Below are 15,814 nucleotides of genomic sequence, written 5' to 3' on the forward strand. Positions count from 1 at the left end.
CAGTAGAACATTTAGTAGGAGAGTTGGTTAGAACCGCAAGAAGCTGCCTGACCATTCGGTCGACAGCCGGTAGCCTTCTGAACGCACGGTAGACACCGACATTTTAGTCCCAAAGGCCGTGGAAAGCTTTTTGCGGATCTTGGCGACGTGCACGTCAAACTTGCGGTCGCCGTATTCCCAGGGCCGCGCGTCAACGGCATAGCTGAGGTCATCCCGCGTCACAATCTGACCCGGGTGGCTGCAAAGCACTCTCATCACTTGTGCTTCTGCCGCGGTCAGCTTGGCCCGCTCTGCGATATAGGCCTCAGTTTCCCATTTCACGTCCGGGCTGGAGAACATTGTACCGTTAAGTGTATGACCCAAACGAATGCTTACACGCGCGGCAAGCTCCCGCATGGGGCAGGGCCATTCGACCACATCATCAGCACCGGCCAAGAAGGCATTGGCCCCCGCATCGGTGTTTTGATCGCGCAACGCGATGATCACCGGATGACCAGGCATCTGAGACAGAGCCTGGATTCCATCCAGAGCACCCTCATTATCCTCAGATAAATGGACAAAAACAGCGTCAAACTTCCGCCGACGACCGCTTTTGAAATCAACCTGAGCAAATTCCTGAACGACTGTGAAATCCTGCTTGAGGATAATCAAGAACAAGTAGTTCAGCGAATGTGAGAGCTCCGCACTCTTAGACACCAAAAGATAGGACATAGCCGGCTCACTTGCTAATGCATTCAGCAAAGGGACTCATTCACGCAGTTACTTATTATGTTCATTACTATTGAACTATGCCAAGCCGCCTAAGACAACCAGTTTCAACCGATTTTCGTAACTATCGTGGCGTAACTAGTTACACATGAGCATAGGCTTGAAGGGAAAATCACAAAATTCACCCTCGCTTAACCTTGTTCCCTACATGATTAATTGTACGAGCGCAGAAGCCATCGTGTGCACCTTGCGAAAGGTACAGAACATGACGCACGCCAGCGCATTGAAAGCAAAACGTCTGACAGCCACTGAAGCGGCGCATAGGGTGAAGACCTTAATCAGGGTAACGCAGGAAGATACCCTTGTTCATCAAACGCTTGTTAGTGTGTTGGACATATTTATGCACGCCGACCTTCGATTGGGCCCGGCCATTCCTGCGCGTCACCCTCTGCAAGCAGAACGCTCACACAACCGCCTGCACTAACGCGAGCACCTTCGGCAAATCCGCGCCGTTGGCATCCAAATCTTCCGCAATTTCTTGCCGGTATGTTTGGATTTTCAAAGCTGTTCTTGCAGCTGAAAGACATAATTCGCGTAATAAGGTTAACATTCCTAACTCATGGTTGAAAATGATGAAAATGAGACGTCTATTCTCAACCTTTCCTTGACTTGTGTGAACGTAAAGCAAATACATTCGTCGTCGGACAGGACTGCGATTTCGTGCGGGAGACGCGGAGGAGCGAGAGGTATTACAAGTGAACATCAACGAAACAAAAGCGCTCAGCGTATCTGAAGCGGTTGTAAAAATTGTAGCAAGTTTTGCAGGGAGAGAGCAGGCCACAGTAGAAGAGGTGCTAGAACTGGCACAGCGTTTGCCAAACGCATTCGCCAAACCCTCTGGTATCACAGTGGCCCCGCAACAAACGGCGAACACGGACACACGTTGGTCAAAACCAGCCGTTGCAATTGAACAATCCGTCTCGGATGATCTGGTCACATGCTTGTGCTGTGGCAAGTCATTCACAATGCTGAAACGGCATTTGAAAGCGGAACACGGGCTGACCGAGGACGATTATCGCGCCCGGTTTGGATTGTCAGAAGATCATCCATTGGTCGCACCGAACTATTCGCTGCGCAAAGCGGAGCATGCCAAGCGCATTGGCCTTGGCAAATATGCCCGTGACGACATGCCTGAGGAGAATGTACTGCCCTCTGCATAAGGGGGCAGAGGGGCTGCCGCCAAATTGACACAGTTTGGTCCTCGTTAACACATCATTAACAGACATATCTGCACTCAAACGCGGGGCTGCAGAAGCGCTTCCGCCTACACGATCGAACAATTCGACGTACTAAGGCAGAGCAAATGGCAGCGGCAGCACAGCCAAAGATTTTTAAGAAGGTGGAAATCGTCGAAGGCGGTGGCCACCATGGCGGCGGTTGGAAAGTTGCCTACGCGGACTTTATGACCGCGATGATGGCGTTTTTCCTGTTGATGTGGATCCTTGCCAGCTCTGACGAACAACAGCTTCGCGGCATTGCGGAATACTTTACCAGTGCAACCCAACCTGGCGGCAGCGGCGTTCTTGATGGGGCCACGCTTGGCCCACCCGGAACATTGTCGGCGTCAAACGGTAGTGTTGTGGCCCGCGGTTCTGAACTTGGCAAAGTGGATGATCCTTCCCCCGCGAAATGGGAAGTGCGCGATACCACGCCAACGGCTGATCCACAGGAAAAGGTCATCGGAACCAACAAGGGTGCACATGACAACCCTGCCGCCGCAGATCAAGGGACTGGGTTGGACGCCGATTCTCAAGATGGCCAAATGTCCAAATCCCAAGGGGCCGGTGCCGGGCAAGCCGATGGCGGGCAGAATGAAGGCGCGACCACTGGCGAGGCGGAAACGAAGGCCGAGCATCCTGTCGATGACATGAAGTTCCAAGAGCTTCGCGAAGAGATCATGCAAGCCATGCAGAACAATCCTGAGCTAGATGCGCTTGAGCAGAATGTCATCTTTGAAGAAACCCCTGAAGGCCTGCACATTCAGATCATCGACCAGGAAGGCAAGCCAATGTTCCGCAGCGGCCGTGCCGAAATGCTGGGCCCAACCCAAGAATTGCTGAGCGAACTGGGTGGCTCCTTGGCCGAATTGCCCAACAAGATCGTCTTGTCAGGTCACACAGATTCCGTGCCTTTCGCCAACAGCGCAAAGTACGACAACTGGGATCTTTCCACCGACCGGGCCAACGCCACGCGGCGCACGTTTGAAGCCGCAGGTGTCGACCGCAGCCGTTTCATCCGTGTCTCAGGCATGGCCGATACCGATCCGCTGGTGCCAGAAGATACCAAAGACCCGACCAACCGCCGCATTTCGATTCTGGTGCAATATCAAACAGATGCACCGCAAAAGATGGAAAAGCCTGTGCAAGAGGCTGGGTCAGAAACGCCAGAGGCAGAAGCCAAGCCGGACCAAATGCAAAAGGCGGAGAAGCCACAAATGTCGACAGAGCCAAAACCGGCGCAAGACATGAGCGACACCGTCCAGCATGCGGCCGACCACTCAGGAGATAAAATTCAATCCCTGAATGACGAGGTCTTCCAAAACCTTCGGAACGCCCTGCGCTAAGCGCGCCTAGAGCTGGCTGGCCAGCAATCTCAACTTGGATGTACGTACACTGGCAAACTTGGGTCGGCGGCTCTGCTCGGCCGAGCGACGCAAGAAGTCAGGCAAAAGCGGGCCAAGCTCTCCTGAGCGGGTCCGCTCTTGCGCATTTGGGGTGTCGGCTTCTGACAGCCTGCGGCGCGCAACACGTTCCGCGGCGGCCGTGATCCTGGGGTTCACCGCCGGCGGCCAGCCCAAAACAGCCGCCGGGTCCAACCCTTCTTCCAAGGCGTAGGTGTAGTTTACCGCATAATCGATGGCTTCGTCCAAAACCGCAGGGTCCGACCCGACCAAGGCCATCAGACGACGCTCATCTGAATAGAGGAAATGTTTGGTGGGATAGCCATGCACCTTGGGCACAAAACACACGTCTTCGTGCGGGATATCCAACACCTGTATCAGGCGTCCAGGAATATGCGGGCGTTCATCACGGCGAAACACGATCATGCTGCATTCCCCGTCGCGGTGCAGACAGACCGCCAGACAGATGTCATCAGGCCACGCCGAAAACGCGTCTTTGACATCATCCGCGTCAATCAAAACGACCAATGTGCTCTCTGTCTGTGACATCCGGGGGCAGCTCCGTCATCAGGGTGGCAACTCCTTGAATCATGTACTGTGTTGGATTCGGGTGTCAACTGTCTTTGATAAGATCAATTTAACCTTGGCTTAACCAACTATCGCTCCAGAAAATAAGGAAAAAGAGGTATACTGAGCAAAAATAAGAGAGCAGGTATAACATGACAGTAATCTTAGGATTTATTGTCGTCCTCGGCATGGTCTTTGGTGGCTATATGCTGGCGGGCGGCGTGATGGACATCATTTTGTATGCCCTTCCGTTCGAATCTATGATGATCGGCGGGGCGGCCATTGGCTCGTTCATCGCAGCAAACTCACTTGGCAATTTGAAAGGCGCGGGCAAGGCGTTGATCAAGGCCTTCAAAGGCCCCAAGTGGAAAAGCCAGGACTACATTGATTTGCTAAATCTGATGTACACCCTTGCCAAGATGTATCAGCAAAACGGCATGTTGTCTTTGGATGAACATATTGAAAATCCAAAGGAAAGCGCGATCTTCTCGCAGTACCCGAAACTGCAGAAAGACCACTTTGCGGTGGATCTGATCACGGACAGTTTCCGCATGTTGGCGCTGCAGTTTGATGACCCTTATCAGGCAGAAGACGTTATCAACCGCAAACTGAAAAAGCACCATCATGAGGCGCTGACCGCGCCCCACGGGTTGACCACTGTGTCAGATGCTCTGCCCGCGATTGGGGTTGTTGCGGCGGTTTTGGGCGTGATCAAAACCATGGCCTCTATCGACAAACCGCCAGAGGTTTTGGGTAAGATGATTGGTGGCGCTCTTGTTGGTACTTTCCTTGGGGTTTTCCTTGCCTATTGTTTTGTGGCACCCTTGGCCAACCGCATTGAAGCGATCGAGGAGCAGGACGGCATGTACTACAACGTGATCCGCGACATCTTTATCGCGATCCTGCACAACCATTCGCCTGCCATCTGCACAGAAATCGGGCGCGGCAACATCCCAACGTCGCTTCAGCCCAGCTTCTACGAGATGGAAGAAGCTCGCCAGAACATGCCAGAGGCGGCGTAAGGTATGGCGGGGCGGAAACGTTTGGCAGCGCTTGAGCTGTTGGAACGCATCAACCGCCATGAAATGGAAACCATCGGGGCCACTTTGGTGGCCCTGAGGGCATCTCAGACAGAGATCGAACAGAAGAAAGCTGCCCTGACCGATGACGCCATCCGCGAAGCGAATGAAAGCACGGTCGAAAGCCGCCCCTACCTGCCCAGTTATCTGACATCAGTGGATGCCGCCCAGCGCGCGCTGACCGAAGACCATGACCGGATTGAACAAGACGTGGTTGTAACAGAAGCGCAGCTTCTTAAAGTGTTCCGCGCATCCAAGACGAATGATGCTGTCATGAACTGGATCAGCAAAGACATCGCTATCGAAGAAGACCGGGCCGAAACGGCCCGCATGGATGACGCAACCCGCGCGCTTTATCAGCTTCAGAAAGCACAAAACGCCGACGAATAACGTCGGCGCTTTCGGCTGTAGACCTGGCTGGCCACAAAATCCCGGCAGAACAGAAACAACAGTCACGAACAGAGCGTTCTGCCGGCAAAGCCGTTAGGCGGCTTGATCGACCCTGTTGTTCCAGATGTCGCGCAGTTGATCTGCCAGAGTGGTCGGATCAAAAGGCTTGCCGATCACTTCCAAATCCATCGGATGCACCAGCAGGCTTGATCCGCCGTCCATCAGACGCGCCGTCAGGAAAACCGCGGGGATATTATCAAACCCAGGCATCTTGCGGATTTCATTCACCGTCTCTGGCCCAGTGAGGCCGGGCATCTGCACATCGCTCAGGATCATCTGCGGCTGATATTCCTGCACAAAGGCCAACGCCTTTTCGCCCCGGTCCGCCTGGCGCAGGGTAAAGCCACCAATCAGCTCCAGCGCCATGCCAGTGATTTGAAGGATCTCAGGGTCATCTTCTATGTGTAATATCTTTGTCAGCTCTGTCATTTCATGCCTCTGTTCGCGTTTTTCTATTAGGACACTCTGCGGCGGCCACGGCCCCCGCCACCACTTGAGAACTTGGAAACCATACCACGCCCGGTCTGCGCCGCTTCCATCCGGGAAACGATCAGCATGACGGGCCAATCTTGTGGCAATGCACCCTTTTCTTTGGGGTAGATCACCACGGTAATCGCATCGACGGCTGCACCAAACTGCACGGCAACGTCCGTTCCTGCCCACTCTGGATGTGCGGGCGCTTGACCCGGATCATCCACTGCAACTGCGCCACGTTCTGTGACCGCATCTTTCACTTCATTATCTGGCACAACGGCCAGCATCTTGGGATCTGCGGCACCCTCAATCAGATCACCGCAGGCCTTCAGCCAATCTTCGGCCCAACCGAAACCTTGGATGTTGCGGCTGGCCAAGGTGGCGGCGGGGTCTGCGTCTAGCGTTACTTCAACCATGCAAACCTCACGGTCGGCCAGATCGCCAGACTGAACCAGATCGCCGAGGAAGGTGCGCTGCGCGGGGCCCATCCAATTCAGGGCAGTCGATGCGCTGTTGGCCGTGCTGCCTGCTGCCAATTCGCTGGCGGTCGTCCGGCCAATTTCAAACTCAGGGCTCCACCCCTCTTGGCGCAGCAGATCAATCAAACGATGCGCCGCCGTTTCCGGTACAGCGTTGACCAGCGGCATGTCCTCAGCGTTTGAGAACGCCTTGGGCATTTCGATTTGGCCACTTACCCGCGGGATCGGCACGACCTCTTCCCCTTCCACCAGTGGCAGGTCGACAAAGAACTCGGTGCCCACGCCTTCCACACTGTGGAAATCAACGGCCCCTTTGTGATTTTCCACGATCAAGCGCACGATCGACAGGCCAAGCCCGGTGCCACCCTTTGACCGTGTGTCAGAGCTGTCGGCTTGCGTAAATTTGTCAAAGATCGTGGCCTGGGCTTTCTCTGGGATGCCTTCGCCGTAGTCACGGATGGATACGCGCACCCGGTCTTGCATTTTCAGCAAGGCCACTTCGATCTTTGACCCGCCTTCTGAGAACTTGGCCGCATTTGACAACAGATTATCCATCACCTGCGTCAGGCGGGATGGATCGCCGTAAACGTTGAACTCTTCGCCTTCAACTTCGTCGATCCGCTCAACCTTAACATCGAACTTTTCAGCATAGAACTGGTTGGATTCAACAGAGCTTGAAACCACCTCGTTCAGATCGAAGTGGATCATCTGGAAATCCATCTTGCCCGCTTCGATCTTTTCCAGATCCAGAATGTCATTGATCAAGACCACCAAACGGTCGCAGCTGGTGGCCGCCATGTCGATCACCGGGTTCATCTTGTCAGGCACCTCACCCAACGCTCCGGATTTGGCCAGCCCCAAGGCCCCTTTCATAGAGGTCAGCGGTGTGCGCAATTCGTGGCTGACGGTGGCGATAAACTCGTTCTTCGCCTTTTCGATCAACTTACGCTCAGACACATCGCGGTAGATGGCGATAAAGCGGGGTTCATCCTGATCCGGCTGGGCGTACTCCAGGCTGATCTCATAGGTGGTATCGCCTTTGCCTTCTGCCTCCCAGGTCATGCGGCGCTGTGGTCCGGCCTCCAAGGCCTCACAACGGACCTTCAGCGCATCGTAATCCTCCTCCGAGATGAAATCAGCGACCCGCTTGCCCTTCCAATCGCCACCCATGCGCTCTGTCACCAATAGTTTCACGGCGGCAGAGTTGGCGTACATCACTTCCAGCTTGCCCGGACGCATCACCACAACCTGATCCTGGATCAGCTCAAGCGTGTTGTTAAAGCGGGTCTCAGAAACACCAGCGCGGGTTTTGGTCACATCTGACGCAACGATCGCGATTTCGCTCAGCTTGTTTGAGGTGCCGGTCACGGGGATGAACGTGCTTTGCACCCAGGCCGCTTTGCCATCCTCTTTGATCAGCTGAAGCGCGCCCTGCCAGGGCACACCGGCCTCCATCGCGCTCATGATGCTTTTCTGCAGCGTTTCATCGCCAACATCGCGCATGATTTCCGAAAGCTGGCTGTGCATGACGTTACTGCGCGTGCGGCCAAGTACCTTCAAGAAGTGTTCGTTCACATGCGAAACGACGCCATCCTTGGTCAACATGCAGAACACCGTGTGGTCTTCGATGGCGCGGCGGTAGAAATGCTTGGAACGGACTTCGGACTGCAGAACGTTTTTCCGGGCTTCTGCCAATTTGGCATTCCGGCGCAGCTCGTAGATCAGAAAAACCAACGACAGCAGTATAAACAGCGACAGCCCGATGGCTGGCCATTTGTAGGCGGTATAGATCCGGTAGGCGGCTTGCTGAATGTAATTCTCATAGGGGCGCGCGCGCAGGGAAATCAGCAGTTCATGAATGCTCTGGTAGTTTTGCGGGGCCTGCCACACCACGCCATTTGCCGCCTGCGATGCGGCATCGCCTTCGCGCACCCCCAACAATGTGTCGATCATCAGCGCCAAGGCCTGATCCTCGACATTGGGCAGGGCCGCCATGATCCAATCCGGATACAGCGGCGTGCTGACCCAGAAAGGGTATCCCTGATGTTCAATCGGCGCGATGGGACGGAAATCAGCGAGGTCAATCACGCCTTGTGACGCCAACCGTTCAAGCACGCCGGCCCGGATGACACCCACCTCAACCAGTTCGTTTTGCACGGCATAGACAACTTCGCGTTCATTGCCGCCAGAGAACAGCAGGTTCGGCTCAATCTCATCATAGGTCAGCCGGTATTTCCGCAGCTCTTGCAACGCCAGCTTCCAACCCGTCAGCTCATCCTGGGTGACCCCCATGATGCTGCGGCCTGAGATTTGTTGCATCCGGCTGACCGGGCTGTCAGCACGGACAAAGATCACCGCACCTGTCAAATCATAAGACCGCCCTTCCCACACCTTGCCCACGGACAAGATGGGCCGCGCCCCTTCTTCGACTTCGGCCACCACAAAGGCTGCCGGATCCCCCAGGATCAAATCTAACTCCCCTTCGCCCATCTCTCGGATCAATGAGGCGGCGGTATGGGGTTCCATGCTAAACCGGTAGGGCAGCGCCTCGGCCTCTGCGGCGCGGTTCAGCAGCTCAATGGTGGGGGACCATGCCTCAATCGTGCGTGTGGCCCCCTCAGCGGCGAGTACGCCCATTCTGAGCGTCTCTGGCGTGGTAAGTGTCTGTTGTGCATGCGAAGAGGAGGTGAGCGCGCTCAATAGCGCCACCATCAGCACGGTACACGCAGTCATAAACCGCGTGCGGATTGCGCTTAGCTTATTGCCCAAACGGCCAAACATCCTGGATCAACCGTTGTCCAGACTGGCTTCGATCTGATCCAGAAGCGCTACCAAAAAGGCCTCAACACCATCCACATCCCGCGGCTTGGGCCCTTCGAGAACGCGAACGACCTCATATTCGACCTTGGCTGCGATCTTGCCCACGTGGTCAAAGCCGAACGATCCGGACTGACCATGCAGTTTGTGTGCCTTCTGCCCGATCTCTTCGAGCACTTTGTCGGTGTCTTCGCTTTCATCAAAAAGCCGGTCCATCAACGCATCAAATTCGGCGACCTTGCCAGGAAGCCCTTCGATGAACGCGGCCTTGATCTTGGCCAGCCCTGCTTGAAGAAGGGCAAGCTTATCTTGTTCAATCGCCTGCTGCATTTTTAGCCTCAGTTCTTATTGCAAGGTCTTGGTCCCATGGCGGTGCTGGGTCTGCTCTTACCCATGATGCGCACCGCGCCTTGCAGACGGATCACTCTGTATCCTTAGCCTGCAACTGCCTTGCTTTCTTCTGCCCCGCGTTCTGCCAGGGGTCTTCCTATCGCGCCAAGGCAATGCCTTTGGCGAAGGTTGCACTGTCACACCCTGCATAAGTGCCTGCCATCCCGGATGAGAGAGCCGGACGGCGCGCCAGAGGTGTGGCTTTCGTCAGTGGATCGTGTGAGGCGGAGGAGCCCGAAAAGACCTGCCGCGCATGATGGATGTGGAGGGAAGCCATCCTGTAATGCGCCCTGCATGCCTGCGCGCCGCTCAGACCAATCTGGAACTTTGCTACGCAATCCAAATAGCTATGGTCTGTTACCGCGCTGGGGAAAATCATGTCACACCGCTCAAAGTGCTGATCCACTTTCAACCGTGACCACGGGTCAACGGGAAAGCTCTCGCCTTCTGGCGAAGGCTCCGAACGCCTAAGAATGCGGGAGCCGTCTTTCGTGCAGAAACACACTGCAAAGGAAATGTGGCGAAAGTAGGGCGCAGGCAACAAAATATGAGAATTTGCCGCTTTATGCCAGCTTTCGAAACAACGGCGGTAAGGCCCAGCGCCGTTACCGCATCACAAATGGGTTCGCCATCGGGGTGTCAGAGGTGCTGATCCAGGTGGTTTTGGTGCGCGTGTAATCCCGGATCGCATCCAAGCCCGCCTCGCGTCCATAGCCGGATTGGTCGTACCCCCCAAATGGGGCAATCGGGGACACCGCGCGATAGGTATTTATCCAGCAAATGCCAGACTTTAGCCGTGCCGACACCCGGTGCGCCCGCGCCAGGTTCTGGGTAAACACGCCAGAGCCCAAACCAAAGTCAGACGCATTCGCCAGCGCGATGGCTTCTTCTTCGGTGTCAAACGGCAACATCGACATCACTGGGCCGAACATCTCGACCTTAAGCGTTTCTGTCTGCGGCCCGGCGCATTCCACCAAAGTGGGAGCCATAAAGTTCCCCGGACGATCCACCGGCGCGCCGCCAAAGTGGATCTTGGCCCCCTGCGCTTGTGACTTGGCCAAGGTATCTTTGATCTTGTCCACCTGCGCCGCCGTACACAAAGGCCCCACATGCGTCTGCGCATCCAAAGGATCGCCAATCACGATACCGGCGGCCTTTTCGCTGACCCTTTTGATCAGCTCCGCCAAAATCGGGCGGTGCACCAATGCACGTGATCCCGCAACACAGCTTTGCCCCGAGGCACCGAAATTCCCCGCGATCAGCCCATTGGCCGCGCCGTCCAGATCGGCGTCTTCAAAGACAACAATCGGGGATTTCCCGCCCAGTTCCAGCGTTGTGACCGCGAAATTCTCAGCCGAGTTGCGCACCACATGGCGCGCCGTCTCTGGCCCGCCGGTAAAGGCGATACGGTCCACATCTTTGTGCCGGGTGAGCGGAATGGCGCAATTTTCCGCATCCCCTGTGATGACAGACACCACGCCCGGCGGGAAACCGGCCTGCTCAATCAGCTTGGCAAATTCAAACATCGGGGCGGGCGCAATCTCGGACGCTTTCAGAACCACCGAACAGCCTGCCGCCAACGCGGGGCCCAGCTTGGTCGCCGTCAGGAACATCTGCGCGTTCCACGGCACAATCGCCACCACAACACCAATGGGTTCCTGCCGGGTAAAGACATGCATGTCCGGCTTGTCGATGGGCAGCACCGCGCCTTCGATCTTGTCGGCCAAACCGGCATAATAGCGGTAGTAGTCCCCAACATAGGCAGTCTGGCTCGCTGTCTCGGCCAAAAGCTTGCCGCTGTCGGTGGTCTCAACCCTGCCGATCACCTCCGCGTGGTCCTCAACCAGTTCTGCCAACCGGTAAAGCAACTTGCCCCGCTGGGTCTGCGTCATGTCGCGCCAGGCCGGATCGTTCAAACTGCGCCGTGCCACCGCAATTGCCCGTTCCACATCCGCAGGTGCGGCACAGGCAAAGCTGGCCCAATCCGCCCCCGTCGCAGGGTTTTGCGAGGTCATGACCTGGCCCGCGCTGCCTTCACACCAGGTGCCATCAATGAAGAGTTGGTAATGCGGTTGTTCTGACATCTGGGTCCTCATTGAAATGCTGGCATGACGTCATCAATGAACCGCGCAAGGGAAGCGCGCTTGCGCTCAAAGCTCATCCCATTGTCGATCCAGAACGAAAATTCGTCATACCCAAGGTCTTCGTAACGTTTGATCTGGTCAATGACCTCTTGCGCGGTGCCGATGGTCAAATCCCGGTGCATATTGGCCGGGGACATCATCTCATTCGCGGCCATTTCTTCGGCACTCAGCTCTTGGATCAACCCCTGCTCAACGGGGCGCTTGTTCTGAAACCAAGCCCCGAAATAGCAATAAAAGCGCGACAGCTCTTGCGCGGCGCGGTCCACATCCGTCGTGTCGGAGCCGACGTAGGTATGATGCAGCAACATCACTTTTGGCCTTGGCCCGTCATAGGTTGCGCAGGCATTGTTAAAGCGCTGCATCAGCGTCTCAATCTCTTCCATGCCCTGCCACAATGGGGTCACCTGGATGTTGAACCCATTGTGAACGCCAAACTCATGGCTGTTTGGATCCCGCGCCGCGATCCAAATAGGCGGGCCGCCGTCCTGTACCGGCTTGGGCGCTGAGGTTGTCGCCGGAAACTGATAGAACTCCCCCTCATGGGCGCAATCCCCCTCCCAGAGCTGCCGCAGCAGGGGTGTCGTCTCTCGCATCCGCAAGCCTGCTTCCCAAGCGTCCATGCCCGGCATCATGCGTTCGTATTCATAGGAATAGGCCCCGCGCGCCACGCCAATCTCAATCCGCCCTTGGGTGAGCAAATCCGCTGTTGCCGCTTCCCCCGCCAATTTGATCGGGTGCCAGAACGGTGCAATTACAGTGCCGGTGCCCAGGCGCAGGTTTTTGGTGTGATGCGCCAGATCGACCAGCGTCAGGAAGGGATTTGGCGCGATGGTGAACTCCATCCCATGATGCTCGCCCGTCCAAACCGCCCGCATCCCACCATCATCCGCCATCTGACAAAGCGAGATCAGTTCTTGATGCAGGACGTCATGCGGCTGATCCGGTGTGATCCGTTCCATATGAGCGAAAAGCGAAAACTCCATCCGAAATCTCCTTAAGGCAGGCTGTGCACGTCGCCGCGCTCTGCATCTCCGAGGTAGAGAGCAAAGCTGCGGGTTCGTGCCTCTGTGGCAAAACGGGCCATCATCCGCGCGATGGCAGGGGTGGCAAAGGTTTGGTCGGGCAGGTCAGCGATTGGCACAACCGCCAAGTCAGGCGTGTCGGGGCGCTGGTCCGTGGCGGCCAGAAAATAGGTTGAATGTACGCCCGTGGCCGCGTCATCAAAGACCGAATAGGTCTGCCCCAGCTTGGGATCTATCCCATGCGCGGCAAAGGCGTTTCGCAAGTTGGGCAGCAAATCTCCCATCGCATCATATGTGGCTTGGATGGGCCTGAGCCCGTCAGAAACAGTCTCTAACAAAACGCTATTGCCCGTTTCGATGATCGCGCCACAAATGGAATTGGCCTCAGCCACTTCAAGCGCTGCGCGCTCAAGCCCTAGGCTAAAGTAGTTTCCGCCAACGTATCCCAAACCCTGGCCCGGACCCGTTTCAAAGGCCGTAACCTCTCCGATCAGAAGGCAATGATCGCCCATATCAAGCGCTTGATGGGTGGTGCAGGAAAATTGCGCGATGGCGCCGTCTATCACTGGAACACCGTTATGATCACGGGCATGCGACACCTGGCCAAAACGGTCCGCGCCGGACCGGGCAAAGATGTTTGAAACATCCTCTTGCCCCTCCGCGAGGATGTTCACGGCGAACTGGCGACAATGGCGGAACACCTCATAGCTGGACAGAAATTTGCCAGGGCACACCAACAAAAGCGGCGGATCAAGCGATACTGAGGTGAAGGAATTGGCGGTAAAGCCCACTGGCGTTCCATCATCCTGGCACGCCGTGACAACCGTTACACCGGTCATGAACTGGCCAAAGGCGGCGCGGAGCGCTTTGGGGTCCAACCCGCTCATGTCCAGACCTCTTGGGCGAAATCGACCAACGCTTGATTGACGGCATCTGCATGCGTCATCGGCATCATATGCGCCGCTTCTGGGACAATGACTGCCCGCCCCTGCGGCACCAAATCCGCCATCGCCTTGGACATTTCAGGCGTCGAATTAGGCTCTAATCCGCCTGTCATGAAAAGCGCGGGCATCTGCAATTGGCTAAGCGCGCCATCTGCTGGCGCATCACCATGGGCAAAAACACTGTAGGCGGCTTTGTAGCTTGCCGGGTCCACCTGACGCAGCCATGTCTCACAGGCCGCACGCGCTGCTGAGGGCTCCGTACCGAACCAGCGCACCAGCGTGGGGTCAGGATCTGCGGGGTGCACCCCATCCAACGCCGCCGCGCGCGCCTGAACGGCATCTTCGGCCTTTGCATCCCGACGGTAGATGGCATTCATCGCGCAAACGCCCCTGACACGCTCAGGGCGTTTGACCGCCAGAGCTAATGCAATCAACGCGCCCATCGAATGGCCCACCACAAAAGCAGGCTCTATTAAAGCAGTTTCAACCGCTTCTACATAATCGGTGAGGCTCGACACGGAGCCCAACATTTCGCTTTGCCCATGGCCCGGCAGATCAACCGAAATAACACGATGGCCATTTGTTAGAGCCGTTTTCTGCGCGCCCCAAGCCTCAGCCCGCAGGCCAACGCCATGGATCATCAGCACCAGCGGCCCATCGCCCGAGACGATCCCCGCCAGACCACCGACGTCAGACCGCGGCTGGGTTGTCCACGTCATGGCCCAAGTCCTTCAAATCTTGATAGCGGTCTCCGATCCGGTGATGCGGACGGCCCGAAAGCGCCGCGCCCAACACCACAACAATCTCATCATCGCGGGGCGCATCGGGAATGGCGAATTGGATGGTCAGGTAATGCGAACGGCGCCCCGCATCGTTCTTATCCATCAAGGGCACCATGATCGGCGCGTTTGCCCCGCCGCGTGTGTTGGTAAAGGCCAGGTAGGACTTCGCGCCAACGGCCTCTCGGTAGAAATTCCCAAAGCGGAGCGTGTGGATCAGGCCGGACGCATGCTCAATCTCCCCGTTCAATCCAACCACAGCCGCTTTGCCATAGGCCTCAATCGCCGCGCCACTGCCCGCAAGGGCGATCATGCGCTGTGTCATCATCTCACCCAGAACGGGACCGTAGGCCTGTATCTCGGGCTTGAGGTCTTCGACATACCGACCAGCCCAGGGGTTTTTGACAACAGCCGCCACCGCGAACATGCGCCACGGCTGAGCGGCCGGTCGGAAGCCTTCGATCATGGTCTCTTCGTCATAAGTCACGATTTTGCGGATTTCAGGCTGCATTGGTGGTCCTTGTGCATGTGTCAAAGCACTATCCTCAGCCTGTCGTTTTGGCGCAAACGAATGAATTGGGGGCTTGTCTATTAGCAAGACTAATGGCTCACTTAACCCATGGCCAAATCGCTTCCTCCCTTGACCTGGTTCCGCACGTTTGAGGCGGCTGCCCGCAGTCTGAGCTTTACCGCGGCGGCGGATGAAATTGGCATGACCCAATCCGCTGTCAGCCAACAGGTGAAAGCCCTGGAAACCCGCCTTGGCGTGGCGCTGTTCAACCGTCATGCGCGCGGGCTGTCGATCACCGATGAGGGCAGAAAGCTTTTGCCGCAGGTCGGATCTGCGTTGGAAACGCTGGCCGGCGCGACGCGGCAGTTCGAAACAGGGATGTCCGACAATCTGCTGACCATCGCTACCTCTGTCAGTGTGGCGCAGTGGATTTTGTCGCCGCATCTGCCAGATTTCCGCGCCCGCCATCCGGATATCCGTTTGCGCTTTCTCAGCGCGATCTGGCCCGATGATTTCACCACGTCCCGCGCGGATGTGGAGATACGGTTTGGGTCTGAACGCCAGGTCGGCAAGAATGCGACACCTCTTATTCCCAATGACCTCGTCGCACTCAAATCACCTGCCCTAGAAGGTGACTTGGACACTCTGCCCCTGATCGAAGCGGTGGGAACATCGGGGGGATGGGCCGCTTGGCACGATCGCTTTGGCGGGGAAAGAGACCCCTCCCTTTATGTGGATTCCTTTGGGGCCGCCCTGCATTTGGCCGCCCA

Annotated in this window: 16 protein-coding genes; 5 read left to right on the forward strand and 11 right to left on the reverse strand. The window is 56.5% G+C overall.

All coding sequences use genetic code 11. The features are described from left to right. Positions 1-27 precede the first annotated feature (27 nt). Both ACZ1HM_RS21010 and ACZ1HM_RS21015 read right to left on the reverse strand, forming a co-directional pair. On the reverse strand, positions 28-711 hold the full coding sequence (locus ACZ1HM_RS21010) for a winged helix-turn-helix domain-containing protein (protein ID WP_472744517.1): 684 nt from the start codon (positions 709-711) through the stop codon (positions 28-30). A 460-nt stretch (positions 712-1,171) separates the two neighbouring features. Beyond that, positions 1,172-1,318, reverse strand: coding sequence for a hypothetical protein (locus ACZ1HM_RS21015; RefSeq protein ID WP_472744518.1), 147 nt, complete (start codon positions 1,316-1,318; stop codon positions 1,172-1,174). Positions 1,319-1,463: 145 nt separating this feature from the next. On the opposite strand from ACZ1HM_RS21015, the gene ACZ1HM_RS21020 reads away from it, so the two are divergent. Both ACZ1HM_RS21020 and ACZ1HM_RS21025 read left to right on the forward strand, forming a co-directional pair. Then, positions 1,464-1,928: a Ros/MucR family transcriptional regulator gene (locus ACZ1HM_RS21020; protein ID WP_472744519.1), complete on the forward strand. Its 465-nt coding sequence runs from the start codon at positions 1,464-1,466 to the stop codon at positions 1,926-1,928. Between the two features lie 143 nt (positions 1,929-2,071). Further along, positions 2,072-3,331, forward strand: a complete 1,260-nt coding sequence (locus ACZ1HM_RS21025; RefSeq protein ID WP_472744520.1) for a flagellar motor protein MotB — start codon at positions 2,072-2,074, stop codon at positions 3,329-3,331. 6 nt (positions 3,332-3,337) lie between these two features. Here the strand turns inward: ACZ1HM_RS21025 and ACZ1HM_RS21030 are convergent, their stop codons facing one another. Beyond that, entirely contained in the window at positions 3,338-3,937 is a 600-nt protein-coding gene (locus ACZ1HM_RS21030) for a flagellar motor protein (protein ID WP_472744521.1), read from the reverse strand. Positions 3,938-4,107: 170 nt separating this feature from the next. On the opposite strand from ACZ1HM_RS21030, the gene motA reads away from it, so the two are divergent. Continuing rightward, a complete protein-coding gene (gene motA / locus ACZ1HM_RS21035; RefSeq protein ID WP_472744522.1) occupies positions 4,108-4,977 on the forward strand; it encodes a flagellar motor stator protein MotA in 870 nt (289 codons plus the stop codon). Between the two features lie 3 nt (positions 4,978-4,980). Further along, the gene (locus ACZ1HM_RS21040) at positions 4,981-5,424 is read left to right on the forward strand and encodes a flagellar motor protein (protein WP_472744523.1); all 444 of its coding nucleotides are present in this window, start codon (positions 4,981-4,983) and stop codon (positions 5,422-5,424) included. 93 nt (positions 5,425-5,517) lie between these two features. On the opposite strand, the gene ACZ1HM_RS21045 is transcribed toward ACZ1HM_RS21040, so the two are convergent. The 8 genes from ACZ1HM_RS21045 to ACZ1HM_RS21080 form a co-directional block, all read right to left on the reverse strand. Further along, on the reverse strand, positions 5,518-5,913 hold the full coding sequence (locus ACZ1HM_RS21045; RefSeq protein ID WP_472744524.1) for a response regulator: 396 nt from the start codon (positions 5,911-5,913) through the stop codon (positions 5,518-5,520). Between the two features lie 26 nt (positions 5,914-5,939). Beyond that, entirely contained in the window at positions 5,940-9,170 is a 3,231-nt protein-coding gene (locus ACZ1HM_RS21050) for an ATP-binding protein (protein ID WP_472744525.1), read from the reverse strand. A 54-nt stretch (positions 9,171-9,224) separates the two neighbouring features. Next, a complete protein-coding gene (locus ACZ1HM_RS21055; protein ID WP_472744526.1) occupies positions 9,225-9,584 on the reverse strand; it encodes an Hpt domain-containing protein in 360 nt (119 codons plus the stop codon). Between the two features lie 665 nt (positions 9,585-10,249). Continuing rightward, positions 10,250-11,728 (reverse strand): aldehyde dehydrogenase, encoded by a 1,479-nt coding sequence (locus ACZ1HM_RS21060; protein WP_472744527.1) that lies wholly within the window; start codon positions 11,726-11,728, stop codon positions 10,250-10,252. Between the two features lie 8 nt (positions 11,729-11,736). Next, complete coding sequence (locus ACZ1HM_RS21065) at positions 11,737-12,771, reverse strand: LLM class flavin-dependent oxidoreductase (RefSeq protein WP_472744528.1); 1,035 nt, start codon at positions 12,769-12,771, stop codon at positions 11,737-11,739. Positions 12,772-12,782: 11 nt separating this feature from the next. Then, positions 12,783-13,697: a flavin reductase family protein gene (locus tag ACZ1HM_RS21070; RefSeq protein ID WP_472744529.1), complete on the reverse strand. Its 915-nt coding sequence runs from the start codon at positions 13,695-13,697 to the stop codon at positions 12,783-12,785. Further along, positions 13,694-14,473, reverse strand: coding sequence for an alpha/beta fold hydrolase (locus ACZ1HM_RS21075; RefSeq protein ID WP_472744530.1), 780 nt, complete (start codon positions 14,471-14,473; stop codon positions 13,694-13,696). Before ACZ1HM_RS21075 ends, ACZ1HM_RS21070 begins: the two co-directional genes overlap by 4 nt. After that, positions 14,445-15,044: an amino acid synthesis family protein gene (locus ACZ1HM_RS21080; RefSeq protein WP_472744531.1), complete on the reverse strand. Its 600-nt coding sequence runs from the start codon at positions 15,042-15,044 to the stop codon at positions 14,445-14,447. The genes ACZ1HM_RS21075 and ACZ1HM_RS21080 overlap by 29 nt, the downstream gene beginning before the upstream one ends. 108 nt (positions 15,045-15,152) lie before the next feature. On the opposite strand from ACZ1HM_RS21080, the gene ACZ1HM_RS21085 reads away from it, so the two are divergent. Continuing rightward, the coding region (locus tag ACZ1HM_RS21085; RefSeq protein ID WP_472744532.1) for a LysR family transcriptional regulator at positions 15,153-15,814 on the forward strand (662 nt) is incomplete at its 3' end.

The organism is Sulfitobacter sp. GN1-4 (genome assembly GCF_055693825.1).